This is a genomic window from Faecalibacterium sp. Marseille-P9312 (assembly GCF_902497445.1).
GTDB classification, from domain to species: Bacteria; Bacillota; Clostridia; order Oscillospirales; family Ruminococcaceae; genus Faecalibacterium; species Faecalibacterium longum.
On sequence record NZ_CABVEW010000012.1, the window covers coordinates 35807 to 48544 of the forward strand.

15 protein-coding genes are annotated in these 12738 nt (G+C 52.2%); 7 read left to right on the top strand and 8 right to left on the bottom strand.

The annotated features are described in order from the left end of the window. Positions 1-21 precede the first annotated feature (21 nt). Positions 22-465, top strand: coding sequence for a PTS galactosamine/N-acetylgalactosamine transporter subunit IIA (gene agaF / locus F3G95_RS09910; RefSeq protein ID WP_149794804.1), 444 nt, complete (start codon positions 22-24; stop codon positions 463-465). Positions 466-468: 3 nt separating this feature from the next. After that, complete coding sequence (gene yajC / locus F3G95_RS09915; RefSeq protein ID WP_149794805.1) at positions 469-756, top strand: preprotein translocase subunit YajC; 288 nt, start codon at positions 469-471, stop codon at positions 754-756. A gap of 166 nt (positions 757-922) precedes the next feature. Here the strand turns inward: yajC and fba are convergent, their stop codons facing one another. The 3 genes from fba to F3G95_RS09930 form a co-directional block, all read right to left on the bottom strand. Continuing rightward, positions 923-1774: a class II fructose-1,6-bisphosphate aldolase gene (fba, locus tag F3G95_RS09920; protein WP_015565944.1), complete on the bottom strand. Its 852-nt coding sequence runs from the start codon at positions 1772-1774 to the stop codon at positions 923-925. A 133-nt stretch (positions 1775-1907) separates the two neighbouring features. After that, a complete protein-coding gene (locus F3G95_RS09925; protein ID WP_149794806.1) occupies positions 1908-2873 on the bottom strand; it encodes a Gfo/Idh/MocA family oxidoreductase in 966 nt (321 codons plus the stop codon). Positions 2874-2903: 30 nt separating this feature from the next. Further along, a complete protein-coding gene (locus F3G95_RS09930) occupies positions 2904-4103 on the bottom strand; it encodes an AraC family transcriptional regulator (RefSeq protein ID WP_149794807.1) in 1200 nt (399 codons plus the stop codon). 216 nt (positions 4104-4319) lie between these two features. Here F3G95_RS09930 and agaV point away from each other — a divergent pair, with 216 nt between their 5' ends. The 5 genes from agaV to F3G95_RS09955 all read left to right on the top strand — a co-directional run bounded on the left by agaV (position 4320) and on the right by F3G95_RS09955 (position 7974). Further along, positions 4320-4796: a PTS N-acetylgalactosamine transporter subunit IIB gene (gene agaV / locus F3G95_RS09935; RefSeq protein ID WP_015565947.1), complete on the top strand. Its 477-nt coding sequence runs from the start codon at positions 4320-4322 to the stop codon at positions 4794-4796. 44 nt (positions 4797-4840) lie between these two features. After that, complete coding sequence (locus F3G95_RS09940; protein WP_149794808.1) at positions 4841-5659, top strand: PTS sugar transporter subunit IIC; 819 nt, start codon at positions 4841-4843, stop codon at positions 5657-5659. After that, positions 5649-6476, top strand: coding sequence for a PTS system mannose/fructose/sorbose family transporter subunit IID (locus F3G95_RS09945; protein ID WP_149794809.1), 828 nt, complete (start codon positions 5649-5651; stop codon positions 6474-6476). Before F3G95_RS09940 ends, F3G95_RS09945 begins: the two co-directional genes overlap by 11 nt. Positions 6477-6495: 19 nt before the next feature. Then, positions 6496-7152 carry an HAD family phosphatase gene (locus F3G95_RS09950; RefSeq protein WP_149794810.1) on the top strand — a complete coding sequence of 219 codons (657 nt, stop codon included), beginning with the start codon at positions 6496-6498 and terminating at the stop codon, positions 7150-7152. A gap of 654 nt (positions 7153-7806) precedes the next feature. Next, positions 7807-7974, top strand: a complete 168-nt coding sequence (locus F3G95_RS09955) for a hypothetical protein (protein WP_188117541.1) — start codon at positions 7807-7809, stop codon at positions 7972-7974. 83 nt (positions 7975-8057) lie between these two features. Here the strand turns inward: F3G95_RS09955 and F3G95_RS09960 are convergent, their stop codons facing one another. The 5 genes from F3G95_RS09960 to F3G95_RS09980 form a co-directional block, all read right to left on the bottom strand. Beyond that, complete coding sequence (locus tag F3G95_RS09960) at positions 8058-9449, bottom strand: site-specific integrase (protein ID WP_149794811.1); 1392 nt, start codon at positions 9447-9449, stop codon at positions 8058-8060. Further along, entirely contained in the window at positions 9449-10339 is an 891-nt protein-coding gene (locus F3G95_RS09965) for a helix-turn-helix domain-containing protein (protein WP_149794812.1), read from the bottom strand. Before F3G95_RS09965 ends, F3G95_RS09960 begins: the two co-directional genes overlap by 1 nt. A gap of 88 nt (positions 10340-10427) precedes the next feature. Next, the gene (locus tag F3G95_RS09970) at positions 10428-10673 is read right to left on the bottom strand and encodes a helix-turn-helix domain-containing protein (protein ID WP_149794813.1); all 246 of its coding nucleotides are present in this window, start codon (positions 10671-10673) and stop codon (positions 10428-10430) included. A gap of 30 nt (positions 10674-10703) precedes the next feature. Further along, the gene (locus F3G95_RS09975) at positions 10704-11486 is read right to left on the bottom strand and encodes a DUF6551 family protein (protein ID WP_149794814.1); all 783 of its coding nucleotides are present in this window, start codon (positions 11484-11486) and stop codon (positions 10704-10706) included. Then, positions 11483-12250: a type II toxin-antitoxin system PemK/MazF family toxin gene (locus tag F3G95_RS09980; RefSeq protein ID WP_243130347.1), complete on the bottom strand. Its 768-nt coding sequence runs from the start codon at positions 12248-12250 to the stop codon at positions 11483-11485. Before F3G95_RS09980 ends, F3G95_RS09975 begins: the two co-directional genes overlap by 4 nt. Positions 12251-12738: the final 488 nt, after the last annotated feature.

Sequence of the window (12738 nt, forward strand, 5' to 3'; positions counted from 1 at the left end):
AAATTCAGGAGGGCAACGAGTATGATCGGTTTGGTAGTTACCGGCCACGGCCATTTTGCAGACGGTATCCACACCTCTGCGCAGATGATCGCGGGCGAAAATGATTATGTCCGCTACATCAACTTTGAAGAGGGGATGACTCCCGAGCAGCTGGCCGAGAAGTTCAACGCCGCTTTTGACGAGTTCAAGAGCTGCGACGGCGTCGTGGTGCTGTCCGACCTGCCCGGCGGCTCTCCCTTCAAGACTGCTGTGGAGTGCAAGTATGCACGCCCGGAGCAGAAAATCGAAGTCATCGCAGGCACCAACCTGCCCATGATCGTCACCGCCGTGACCATGCTGGACATGGAGGACGATCCCCGCTCGCTGGCAGATGAGCTTATCGAAACCGGCAGGGACTGCATCGCTCTGTTTGAGCTGGAGGCTGCTACTGCCGAGACCGAATCTGAAGAAAGCGACGGAATCTGATTTATGACGATCAACTGGGAAGTTATCATCTGGACCTGCATCACGCTGGCCGTGCTCATGAGCGTCATCGGCCTCATCCTCTACGCCATCTCGGCCAAGAACGTGCGCAGCAAGCGCAAGGAGCTGGGTGAGGTACACACGGAGCTGAAAGTCGGCTCCCGCATCATGTTCGCGGGCGGCGTCTACGGCAAAGTGGTCAGCATCGACGACGAGGACACCCTCCGCGTGGAGGTGGCCCCCAAGGTCGTCATCACCATCTCCCGCTACGCAGTCCAGAGCCTGCTGAAATAAGGCGGCATTCCCCCATATTTGCTACTTTTACCTTTCTTTCATAACGGCAAGGCCCCCGCAGGATGTTCGGCATTCTGCGGGGGCCTTGTCATTTGTGCAGCAAAAAGCGGGAGCGGACATCCCGAAGGACATCCGCTCCCGCTGCGATTTTATGTGAGTTTCAGATTTAAGCCTTGCCGTTGCTGCCGCAGACCAGGATCTTGCTCTTGACGTATTCCTTGACGTACTCGCGGCCGACGGCGCTGTACTTCTTGGGGTCGAAGACCTCGGGGTCCTTGGCGAGGTACTCTTTCAGGCCCTTGCTGAAGGCAATACGCAGGTCGGTGGCGTAGTTGACCTTGCACATACCGCGTGCGACGCACTCGCGGACAGCGTCATCTGGCACGCCGGAGGTGCCATGCAGCACCAGAGGCACAGACACGACCTTGCGGATCTCGCTCAGGCGCTCCATATCCAGCTTGGGAGTTCCCTTGTAGACGCCGTGGGCAGTGCCGATGGCGACAGCCAGAGAATCGACGCCGGTGCGCTCTGCGAATTCAGCAGCCTCGGAGGGGACGGTGTAGCCGTTGCCATTGCCGCCGTCAAGGTCGTCTTCCTTGCCGCCGACCTTGCCCAGCTCAGCCTCCACCGGGATACCGGCGGCGTGGCAGGCGCGGACAACGGACTTGGTGATCTCGATGTTCTCCTCAAACACATGGTGAGAGCCGTCGATCATGACGGAGGTGTAGCCGGCACGGAATGCCTGCATGGCCAGCTCATAGCTGCTGCCGTGGTCGAGGTGCATCACGACGGGGACGCTTGCCTCAGAAGCGGCTGCGGCCACCATGGCGTGGAACATGGCCGGAGAAGCGTACTTCAGGGTACCCGGGGTGGTCTGGACGATGACAGGAGCGCGCAGCTCCTCAGCAGCGGCGATGATGGCCTGCACCATCTCCATGTTCTCGGCATTGAACGCGCCGATGGCGTAATGGTTCTTCTGAGCGTCGAGCATCAAATCTTTGGTCGTAACTAAGGACATAGTAAAACCTCCAAAAACTTTACCTTCTTCAAAAAGCGTTAAGAGTTTAACGATTCATCTTTATTATAGATAGTCCTGGCTAATTTGGCAAGAGCAAAAAACGCCAAAGAGTTTGTCATTTGCGGTTGAAAGCTCAGAAGCCCAGCTGTGCATCCTCCCGGGCGGCTTCCAGAACGGTGACCACCTGCCGGGTCTTTTTCAGTGCGGCGTAGCAGGCATCATAGTCCTTGAGGGCCAGGATCATGGCGATCTCCGCCACCTCGTAGAACCACGGCGACTCGCTGTACTCGCTGCAAAGATCTTCCTGTCCGGGACGAACGAGACGGAGCTTCTGGCAGTTGCTGCTGCCCGGCTCGATGAGGATGCGGCCCGCGTCGCCGATGAGCTGGACGCTGCCCGGCGCGGCGCAGTCCTTTGCGCCGGTACACTGGCAGATGAAGTCGGGGTATTCCAGCAGGAGGATGCCGCTGGTGTCGATGCCGTTTCGGTAGAGGTTCGGATGGTAGTTCACCAGCATGGGATCGCCGAACAGCCCCACCACGAAATGTACATTGTAGAGGTTCAGGTCCATCAGCGCGCCGCCGCAGCAGGCCGGGTCGAACACCGGCGGCACCTGCCCGGAGAGCAGGGCATCGTACCGGCTGGAATACTGGCAGAAGGTGCAGGAGACGATGCGGAGAGAACCGATGTCGTCGAGGTACTGCTTTACAAGTGCATAGTTGGGGTGGTGGGCCGTGGTGATGGCCTCGAAGAGGAAGAGATGCTTCTCTTTCGCCAGCGCGATGAGTTCGTCAGCCTCCGCCACGGTAGGGACGAAGGGCTTCTCGCAGAGGACGTTCTTTCCGGCCAGAAGCGCCGCCTTGGTCTGTGCATAGTGCAGGCTGTTGGGGGTGGCGATATAGACCAGCTCAATGTCCGGGTCGGCCAGCATGGCGTCATAGTCGGTGTAGACCTTCGGGATGCCGAACTGCTGTGCCAGCGCCTCGCCGGTGGCCTGCTGCCGGGAGCAGACCGCCTCACAGCGGAACGCAGGGACCTTTGCAAACTCTGCTGCCATCGTGCGGGCGATGGAGCCAGTGCCGAGGATGCCGATGTTCATAGGAACGCCCCTCCTTATATATAATGGGTATCAGACGCTGCTCTGACAGTTCTGCTTGACGAATTCGCTGGGGGACATGTGGTACTTCATGTTGAAGGACTTGGAGAAATAATGGATGGAGCTGTAGCCCAGACGCAGCGAAATTTCGCTGATGGTATAGCGGTTCTCGAGGAGCATCTGACAGCTGCGCTCCAGCTTCTTGTCGTTGATATACTTTTTGGGCGACTGATCCACCGAGTTCTTGAACAGCAGCTGCAGAGCGGACCGGGACAGCGAGAAATGCTCGCAGATCTCCGGGATGGTGAGGGGGTCGTAGATGTTGTCGTCGATATAGGCGATGATGCGGTCGAACAGCTCGTCCATGGCGCTCTGGTGGGCCGTGCTGCTGGCGGAGGCCATGGGGGAGGCGTAGGTGCCTTGGAGCAGCCGGATAATGGTCTCGGTCAGCAGGCAGAGCATCAGGCTGTTCATATAGGGGATGCCGGTGGTGCTCTCCCGGACGAAGGTTTTTAATAAGGTGTTGATCTTCTGGTCGTAGTGGAACACCCGGTTGATGAGGGCGTCATACCAGACCTCACGCTCCACGGGAGTCAGGTTGCGCATATCGAAGAGGATGGTCATATAGGAGGCCCTGTGCTCTTCGTCGGTGTACTGGGTGTGGAACTGGCCCGGGCCGTATATCATCAGGTCTTTTTCTTTTAAGTGGTAGAGCGTGCCGTCCACTTCGGTCTCCAGCTCGCCGGTGTCCACGTAGGTCAGCTCAAAGAAATCATGCAGCTCGCCCTTGAAACAGTAGTTCTCAGTGCGGATGCGGTAGTAGTAGCCCAGAATTTTCTGTATCTCGATGCGGGGCAGGACGGCCAGAAATTCGTACTGGGAAGGAAAGTCTGTGATATGCAGCAAGTAGCTGCTCTCGGCGTAAAGGTCGTACTCGAGCTTCTGGGTCGTGGAGACGACGGCAAAGTAGATATTTGGCCTGATGTGGATGAGCCTATTCATCGCAAACTCCTGCACATCGGCAGCCTCCGCCGTGTGGGAGACCAGCAGAACGCCAATGCCGCTCTTTACCTGTAAATAGGTATCGCAGTTGAAGCAGTAGAACTGGGAGACATAGCGGCGGGTGATGGCAACCATCGTCTGGTGGATGAGTTCCGGGTGCTCGCGGTCGATGGGCTGGTGGTAGACCGAGCCGTAGTCCAGAAAACTGTCGTTGGAAGTTTCGCGTTGCATTCAAATCCCTCCTTATTGAAAAAGTATATCATTTTTTGGGCGTTTTGACTAGTCTTATTTATACTTTTTTGGTAGATTGTAATGAGACTCACCGAATTTAACCGTTTTTTCGAAACAATTTGTTAAAAAATATAAAGACATTTGTTCAAATATAGCCTATAATGTAGTTACTCTGAATTGGAAACTCAGACAAAAAACTCAAGGAGGAATTTGAGAATGCCGAACATTGTTCTTACGCGGATCGACAACCGTCTTGTTCACGGTCAGGTCGCAACGCAGTGGTGTGGCGCCATTGGTGCAAACCTTATTCTGGTGGCCAACGACGAGGTGGCTGGCAACAGCCTGCGTCAGGGTCTGATGAATATGGCCGCTCCTGCCTACGCTGCAATGCGTTACTGGACCATCCAGAAGACGATCGACACCATCCACAAGGCCAGCGCCAAGCAGCTGATCTTCATCGTCTGCGAGAACCCGCAGGATGTCGTGAAGCTGGTGGAGGGTGGCGTTCCCATCAAGAAAGTCAACATCGGTAACATGCACATGGCAGAAGGCAAGCGCCAGGTGGCAGGTTCTGTCGCAGTTGACGACGCCGATGTGGCTGCGTTCAAGCGGCTGCAGGAGCTTGGTGTGGAACTGGAGATCCGCCGCGTTCCTACCGAACACGCTGAAAACATCGAAAAGCTGTTCAAGTAAGCTTTCCGGGTGCTTTCGAAAATACTTGAAAAGGAGTATTTATTATGGGCTTTAGTGCACTTCAGATCATTCTGGTCTTTGTGTGGGTGTTCATCGTCGCCATCGACCAGTTTGATTTCCTGGAATCCCTGTACCAGCCTATCGTTTCCGGTGCTGTCATCGGTGCGATCCTGGGCGACCTTCCCACCGGTCTGATCGTCGGCGGTACTTACCAGCTGATGACCATCGGCAACATGCCTGTTGGCGGCGCTCAGCCGCCAAACGCAGTCATCGGCGGCGTCATGGCTACCGTGTTTGCGATCTCTTCTCATCTGGATACCACCGCTGCTGTCGGTCTGGCAGTTCCCTTTGCTCTGATCGGCCAGTACATGGTCACCTTCCTGTTCACCCTCATGTCCCCCATGATGTCCAAGGCTGACCAGCTGGCAGCAAAGGGCGACACTAAGGGCATTGTCCGTCTGAACTACATGGCAATGGCTCTGCTGGGTCTGCTGTTCGCCATCGTCTGCACCCTCGGTATGCTGGGCGGCTCTGCAATGGGTACTACCCTGAGCAACCTGGCTGCCAAGTACGCATGGATCATGGCTGGTCTGGGCGCTGCCGGTGGTATGATGCGCTTCGTCGGTTTCGCTACCCTGCTGCGCATCATGCTCTCCAACGAGTTCTGGGGCATCTACTTTGCTGGTTTTGCTCTGGCAACCATCATCGGCTACATCCCCGAGCTGTCCGGTTCTGCTCTGCTGCTGATCGCATTCGTTGGTATTGCGATCGCTCTGTATGACTACCAGACTCGCGTTGCTATCAAGCAGGCTGCTGGTTCTGGTTTTGCTGCGAATGGAGGCGACGACGAAGATGGCATCTAATGCAACTCATTACAACAATCTGACTCCCGCGCAGCCTTTGGATAAGGCTACGCTGAACAAGATGGTGCTTCGTTCCCTGAACCTGCAGGCATCTTTCAACTACGAGCGTATGCAGGCTGCCGGCTGGCTGTACTGCATCCTGCCCGGTCTGGAGAAGATCCACAGCGATAACAAGGAAGACCTGGAGCTCTCCATGGAGCACAACCTGGAGTTCTTCAACACTCACCCGTTCCTGGTCACCTTCGTCATGGGCATCATCCTCTCTCTGGAGCAGCAGAAGGCTGACATCGAAACCATTCGTGCCGTGCGTGTTGCCGCTATGGGCCCTCTGGGCGGCATCGGCGACGCAATCTTCTGGTTCACTCTGGTTCCCATCACCGCAGGTATCACCTCGAACATGGCCATCAACGGTTCGCTGGCTGGCCCCATCCTGTTCCTGCTGATCTTTAACATCGTGCAGTTCGCATGCCGCTTCTTCCTGATGTACTGGTCTTACAACCTGGGCACCAAGGCGATCGACATCCTGACTGCCAACGCTAAGGAGTTCACCCGTGCAGCTTCCATGCTGGGCGTCTTCATCGTCGGTGCTCTGACTTCCAACTACGGCGGCACCACCGTTGCTACCGTCATCGAGAACGGCGACAGCCCCATCGTTATCCAGAGCATTCTGGATGGCGTCCTGCCCAAGCTGATCCCTCTGGCTCTGACCCTCGGCCTGTTCTTCCTGATGAAGAAGAAGAACTGGAAGCCCGTTACCTGCATCGCTCTGCTGCTGGTCATCGGTCTGGTCGGCGCATTCTTCGGCATCTTTGCTTAAGACATAAGCCGGAATCACAATGCACGCGGTACTTCTTGATTTTAATGGGACGATGTTCTTTGATACCCGCTTCCACATGGAGGCGTGGTCAAAGATCTATCATGAACTGCATCCCGAAGATAAAAGCCCTCTTGCATCGACGAAGATTTGCGGTCCCTGCAATGATGTCATTCTGAAGAACATGGCCCCGTGGCTCACCCCTGGGGAGCGCCAGCAGTATTCAGAAAAGAAAGAGGCGCTGTACCGGGAGGCATGCAGGAACGATCCTGCCAGTTTACACCTCGTAGCAGGTGCTGAAGAGCTGCTGCAAGGCTTACAGAAGCGCGGCATCCCGTTCGCGCTGGCGAGTGCTTCCATAAAAGCAAATGTTGATTTCTACTTTGACTCGTTTCCGATCGGTCACTGGCTGAAACAACAGGACGTCGTGTACGACGACGGAAGCTATGCCGACAAAGGCGAGATGCATCTGGAAGCTGCGCGGAGGCTGGGTGTTCCGTTCTCTGAGTGCTTGGTCATCGAGGACAGCGTCACCGCCATCGCTCTGGCAAAACGAAACGGCGCAGGCCGGATCGTGGGCGTCGGAGAGACGGCAGACGGGTCCGAGCTGCTGGCACTGGGAGCAGACCACTACATCCACGACTTTACAGAATTTGATTACGGTTGGCTGGAAAACTGAGTTCACCCAATGAGTTTCCACTTCCACAGTTGATAAGGCGGCTTCGAGAGATCGAAGCCGCCTTTGTCGTGTCCGGATGACTATGGTTTTGAACTGTACAGGGGTCAAAAGTGGAAAACTGCGCAGGGAGGATAAAATAAAACGCGGAGAACTTTCCCGTTAAAAGAAAAGTCCTTCGCGTTTTTGCAACATGTCCCAGACAGGAGTCGAACCTGCGGCCTTCCCCTTAGGAGTAGACCGTGCATCTGTAAACCCATTGCAAAATAGGGTAATATATTCTACTCTATATCAATGAATTTTTTGTTGGGATGTCAATGTATGCAAATAGAATCGAACCTTTTTTATTCTGTGTAAACAGATGTTTATTAGCTGGAAATTAGCTGAGCTAACGAAAAGTGGCCGCTCTATTGTACAACGCTCACCTTTCATTAGCTGGGAGGTGTACGTTTCCCTACGGATATTTGCTTGTATAGCATTCGTGAACCAGACCATACAGCCGTAGCTGGTGTGATGGACAAATGTTTTCAATAGAAAAAGATCAGAGCTTTCTGCGAGAAAACTCTGGTCTATGTAACAGTGCGAATGGAAATGCGCATTGTCTTGTAAAAGGAAGGGGCTTATGGTATTCTTACTTTAAGTAAGGGAGTGGCAACGATGTGCAGAGCATTTGAAGAAGTGAGAGAAGAGACAAAGCATGAGCAGTCGATTGAAATTGCAAAATCTTTGCTAGAAGTTGGAAAAATGACCTATGAAGAAATTGCTCGGTCGGTTCAGCTTCCTGTTGAAGAAGTAAAGGCACTGGATACAAAGAGACCCGCCTGATCTTAATTCAGCCAAGATATTCTTAAAAACAAACAGCGGCAGTTTTCCCAATCGGAAAGCTGTCGCTGTTTATGTATAGGGGCTTATAAGTTCTTTGCAAGATTTTTGATGAGTTCGGCCATAGAGGGGTTGGCCAGCAATTTGGTAAGTGCTGCTGCCGCATCTGCATCAACCGCGCTGTTTTCAGGGATGGGCTGCGCTGTTTGATGGGGCATTTCAGGCTCTGCGCCCTGATGCCGGTAGAAGAAATCATCAAAACGCTGTGCATTCAGACGCCGATCATCATCCAAGATATGTGCATACTGCTCTGTGACCATCGAAGCCTGTGCATGGCCGGAGTCACCCTGAACAGCTTTGATATCACCGCCGTTCAGTTTGAGTTTGTATGTAATACTGGAGTGTCGGAAGCTATGAAAGACCACTTTGGGGAGATTGTTTTTCTCAATCAACCGCTTCAATGCACCGTTGATGGTAGACTGCTCGGTTGGCATTCCCAATGGGCCGGCAACCACAAGATTGTAGTCGGTATATTCTGCACCCAGTGCTTCCTTTGTCATATCCTGCTCTGCTTTGAATTCAACGAGCATTTCAGCAACCGTTTTGGGCAGGAAGATGGTTCGGATACTGCTATCCGTTTTAGGGCTTTTCAGAACCTGAACCGTGGTACAGCGGGAACTCAGTGAGGGAAAACGAGTGATGACATTTTTGTTTTCCAAGGCGTTCAGTGAAGCAACATCCACACGCTGAAGTTCTTTGTTTATGTAAATGGATGCGCGTCCCGCATCAATGCTTTCGGGGGAGATATCCACACAATCCCAAGTCAGACCGAGCAGCTCGCCCAAACGCAGGGAGCAAGAGAACGAGAGGTTGATGCACAGCCGCAGCTTCGGATCATCACAAACTTTCAAAGCACGGAACAGCGTTTCGGCTGTCCAGATATCACGTTTCTTGGAAGTGTACTTGGGCAGGGTAGCGTAAATGCAGGGATTCTTTTCCATGAGTTCCCATTTTACAGCCTGCTCAAAGGTACTCCGCAGAATCTTATGAACCGAACGGACTGTACTGGGGGAAACAAACTGGTGCTTCCGCTTCCCACACATAGGGTCAGCAGCCTCATATTTGAGCAACCGCTGATAATACCCCTCGATCACGCGGGTGGTGATATCCTGCAACTTCATCGAGCCGATGAGCGGAGTTATGTAATTGGCAATCAGTGCAGTGTTTGCCTGATAGGTTGAAAGTGCCCATTTGCTTTTTCCATAGAGGGCAACATATTCAGGAAGCAGGTCGTTAAGGGTTTTGCACTGCGGAACTACAAAGGTTCCAACTGATTCCTTGTATTCGACCTCTTTCTTGCGATTTTTGGCATCCGAAAGATCGGTGAAGGTTTCCCACTTCTGCTTGGGGGTGCCATTTGCATCCTTATAGGAATAGACAACACAGAAATTATTGTTGCGCTTGATAATGCTGGCCATTATGTATCTCCTTCCACTTTACGTTTGGATTTCAGAACATCATCGAATACATCTTTTCGGACGCGTTTTGCCCGCCCTACATCAATTGTGGGGATTCCTTCCTCACGAATCCATGTTACAAGCGTGGTGCGGCTGACACCATAGAAATCCTGAATCTCCTGAAAACTATAATACTTTTCGCTTTTAGGGCATTTCAGTTCCAGCGGTGGTTCTTCATGCGCTTCCATGACCGGTTCTTGGAGTCGATATGTAGATTGGCTGTTGAGCCATATTTCAAAACTTGTTTTGGTAATGCGCCGCCTGTCGGCCACGCGCTCAATAACGAAACAGTCTCGGTATTTTTTACAGTCGAGAATCCAGTAGACCTTTTCTCTTGGAATACCGAGCAGTTTTGCCATTTCTGGGATGGAGATGGTTTGTGCTTCAATCTCCCGGTCACGCTCTCGATCAGCCGCAGTGCGGTGGCGGTTTTGTGACCGATACCAACGCTCAAATTCCTCTTTCGGAATCCGCATCCAGAAGTCTACCGTTTCTGCTTTCAACTTTCCCTGACGGATGAGTGTATAGACAGTGTCAGAGTTTACCTTTAATATTTCAGCAACTTCCAAAATAGAATATGACCGCTTGCAAAGTTCCTCGCCCGGTGGAGGACCATTGACCTTATGGTATTTGACCTGATTGGCGTACCATTTTTCAAAACTGGAAATAACGATACGCATTTTTTCGTTTATCAGAATGACTTCAAAGAAATTCTTATGAAGCAGCCAATAACTATCCGTTTTGCCGAGACCGAGAAGATGCTGCATCTCACGAACCGACATGGTTGTTTTAGCGGTGGCAGGTTCGGCTTTTCCGTATAAGGGAGCCGAAATATTCTGCACATCATCCATGAAGGACACCTCCATCTATGTAAAAACTTAGCCGGGATTTCTCGTCCCGGCTAAAGAATAGCAGATTTCGCTTGAAATGTTGAGGATGTCAAACAGCAGGATTGGGTTCGATAATGCCATCGTTCAGCCACGCATCGAAGCTGGTTTTGGAGATACGATAGGCACCACCGACTTTGAACCAGCGGAATTCATTCTGCTTCAGCAGACGACAGACGGTGGGGCGGCTTAAAATCAGCATTGCCATCAGATCTTCAATCGTGTAACAGCGGATATCCTGTACTACGGGCGTGAGGGTGGAAGATGCAGTAGGCATTTTTTCTTCACAATTATTCATCGGATAAAACCTCTTTGATTATACATTGAGTTAAAACTTGAGCGGCAGTGCGGCCCGGCGGCTTCCACCATTATAAATAGTATAGACCTGCTGAAGGTACTTCGTCTTGCCGGGAAGGCTTACGCCTGCGGTTCGAGCAAGGCGAAAAATCGTGAATGCATCGACCTGCCGCAGTTTGGCAATCAAGCGGCCTTTGTTATATTCGGAGTGATACAGTTCTACAAAGCGGCAGATGCCGAGCAGGTTTGCGGAACTCATGGAGTCAGGTTCGCCGTTCCAAGCGTTCAGCAAAACATCGAGTGCTTCGATATACAGTTCCGGCCCCAGCCGGATGAACTCATGGTAGGCGGTTGCAATGCAGCTGATCCGCCGTTTGCCACGACCTTCTTCAAAGGAAAGATGGACACCAGCCAGTTCGGTGGCCTGCTGAAAAGCAATGGCGGCAGGCTCTCCTGCAAAGATCAGGGCGCGGAGTTTCTGCCCAGCACTCAGCCGCTCGGAAATGCCTGTCTGCTGCGCAAACAGGAGGGCTTCTTCCCGCTCGGTCATGCCAAAATAAACTTTGCAGCGAATCTGCAAATCCTCGCCGCCGTTCAGGAACTTCCGGGCGGCGATGGTGTTTTGCCCATCCATCACATAATAGTGACCATCCCGGAAGCTGATCTTCGGTTCATTGGCAACACGCTCGTCAAATTCTCTGGCAATACGAGCAACGCGGGCAGGGTGGAGAGCACGCTGGTAAGTATCGCGCGGAACGATTAACTCACTGCTGTTCAGGCACATTTCGTGGTACGGTTTTACAACTGCATTCATAAAGGAACCTCCTTTTTCTTTTGCAGAAAATCAATTCCGGATTGGATAATTGAACCGATTTTCTTCTTTTCGTTATCGGATAGGCGGCAGCTGGAATACCGCTCATAGCAGATATTCCAGCGGAACATAAGCGATTGGAGCGCATCGTCCAGTTCTGCGACCATGAATTCAACAGAAGATTCTGCTGATGTGGAAAGCATCTCTTCCGATATTTGCTCAATGCTATGTAGATCGCCTTTTGTGTGCTTGGCGAGAGCAGGGGGCTGACTGTTCAGCACCCGAAGATTTTGAAACTGCTGGGAGAGAAGTTCTTTTGCAGCAGCGATTACATCTTCCTGCGGAGGAGCAGAGAGATAATTTCGGAATGTTTTATAACCGATAAAGCCAAAGCTATATTGCAGACACACGGACACCTGCCGCATTTCATATTTGGACAGGTGCCCAAGGTAGCTTAATACTCTGGATTTATCTGCTGGCCGTGGGCTTTCGCAGATTGCCATAGATGGCGCACTCAAAAAATGATTATGCAGAATAAAGTGAGTCGGCATATTTCGTTTTTTGATCTGTGTTGTCAGCGGAACGACCAGAAGAACATTGGAATAAAAATTACCGTCATCGTTCTGGACAACAATGGCAGGTCGGACGCCACCTTGCTCGGAACCGCTGTAAGGATTCAGATCCATCATGTAGACATCCCCGCGCTTGTACATCCAGTTTGCGGGCATAGGCGGATACTCTTTCTCTTTTTTGCCTCGTGTTGCCAATTTAGATTTCTCCTCTCTATCCGTATATGTAACAGTGGGCTGCTCGCACAGCCCACCCTACTATCTCAAACAGCATAAATGCTGTGATTTATAGTTATAGACTTTTCCGTACTTGTCCCCGACACCCCCGGAAAACGAAAACTCAGTTTTCGTGTGGGAAATCTTTCAGCCGTCCGGCAGCGTACCGAATCCATAGGGTTCTCACCTCTCCGTGGTTCACACCGAGCTGCCCGAAAGCAGAAGTATCATTATTCTGTGATGGCTCTTAGCTATGGAGAAGCTGTCATCCATTTACCGTCAACCTACCGCTCATTCCCTCAGTGGGAGATCATCGCATTTGTTACGGATGTGGCTCATCATCACAGGAACGTGACTGAAGAATGCGTGTTTAGTTTTCAAGGGCCGCTACCAGATGTTGCCTGGCTTGCTTATAGTATAACGGCTCAAATTGTGAAATGCGTGGGCCTCGTAGATCTACTTGGTAAGCC

What these genes read in the sequence shown, in the direction of transcription:
- agaF (WP_149794804.1), top strand. Translation starts at nt 22, where the DNA reads ATGATCGGTTTGGTAGTTACCGGCCACGGCCATTTTGCAGACGGTATC.
- yajC (WP_149794805.1), top strand. Translation starts at nt 469, where the DNA reads ATGACGATCAACTGGGAAGTTATCATCTGGACCTGCATCACGCTGGCC.
- fba (WP_015565944.1), bottom strand. Translation starts at nt 1,774, where the DNA reads ATGTCCTTAGTTACGACCAAAGATTTGATGCTCGACGCTCAGAAGAAC.
- F3G95_RS09925 (WP_149794806.1), bottom strand. Translation starts at nt 2,873, where the DNA reads ATGAACATCGGCATCCTCGGCACTGGCTCCATCGCCCGCACGATGGCA.
- F3G95_RS09930 (WP_149794807.1), bottom strand. Translation starts at nt 4,103, where the DNA reads ATGCAACGCGAAACTTCCAACGACAGTTTTCTGGACTACGGCTCGGTC.
- agaV (WP_015565947.1), top strand. Translation starts at nt 4,320, where the DNA reads ATGCCGAACATTGTTCTTACGCGGATCGACAACCGTCTTGTTCACGGT.
- F3G95_RS09940 (WP_149794808.1), top strand. Translation starts at nt 4,841, where the DNA reads ATGGGCTTTAGTGCACTTCAGATCATTCTGGTCTTTGTGTGGGTGTTC.
- F3G95_RS09945 (WP_149794809.1), top strand. Translation starts at nt 5,649, where the DNA reads ATGGCATCTAATGCAACTCATTACAACAATCTGACTCCCGCGCAGCCT.
- F3G95_RS09950 (WP_149794810.1), top strand. Translation starts at nt 6,496, where the DNA reads ATGCACGCGGTACTTCTTGATTTTAATGGGACGATGTTCTTTGATACC.
- F3G95_RS09955 (WP_188117541.1), top strand. Translation starts at nt 7,807, where the DNA reads ATGTGCAGAGCATTTGAAGAAGTGAGAGAAGAGACAAAGCATGAGCAG.
- F3G95_RS09960 (WP_149794811.1), bottom strand. Translation starts at nt 9,449, where the DNA reads ATGGCCAGCATTATCAAGCGCAACAATAATTTCTGTGTTGTCTATTCC.
- F3G95_RS09965 (WP_149794812.1), bottom strand. Translation starts at nt 10,339, where the DNA reads ATGGATGATGTGCAGAATATTTCGGCTCCCTTATACGGAAAAGCCGAA.
- F3G95_RS09970 (WP_149794813.1), bottom strand. Translation starts at nt 10,673, where the DNA reads ATGAATAATTGTGAAGAAAAAATGCCTACTGCATCTTCCACCCTCACG.
- F3G95_RS09975 (WP_149794814.1), bottom strand. Translation starts at nt 11,486, where the DNA reads ATGAATGCAGTTGTAAAACCGTACCACGAAATGTGCCTGAACAGCAGT.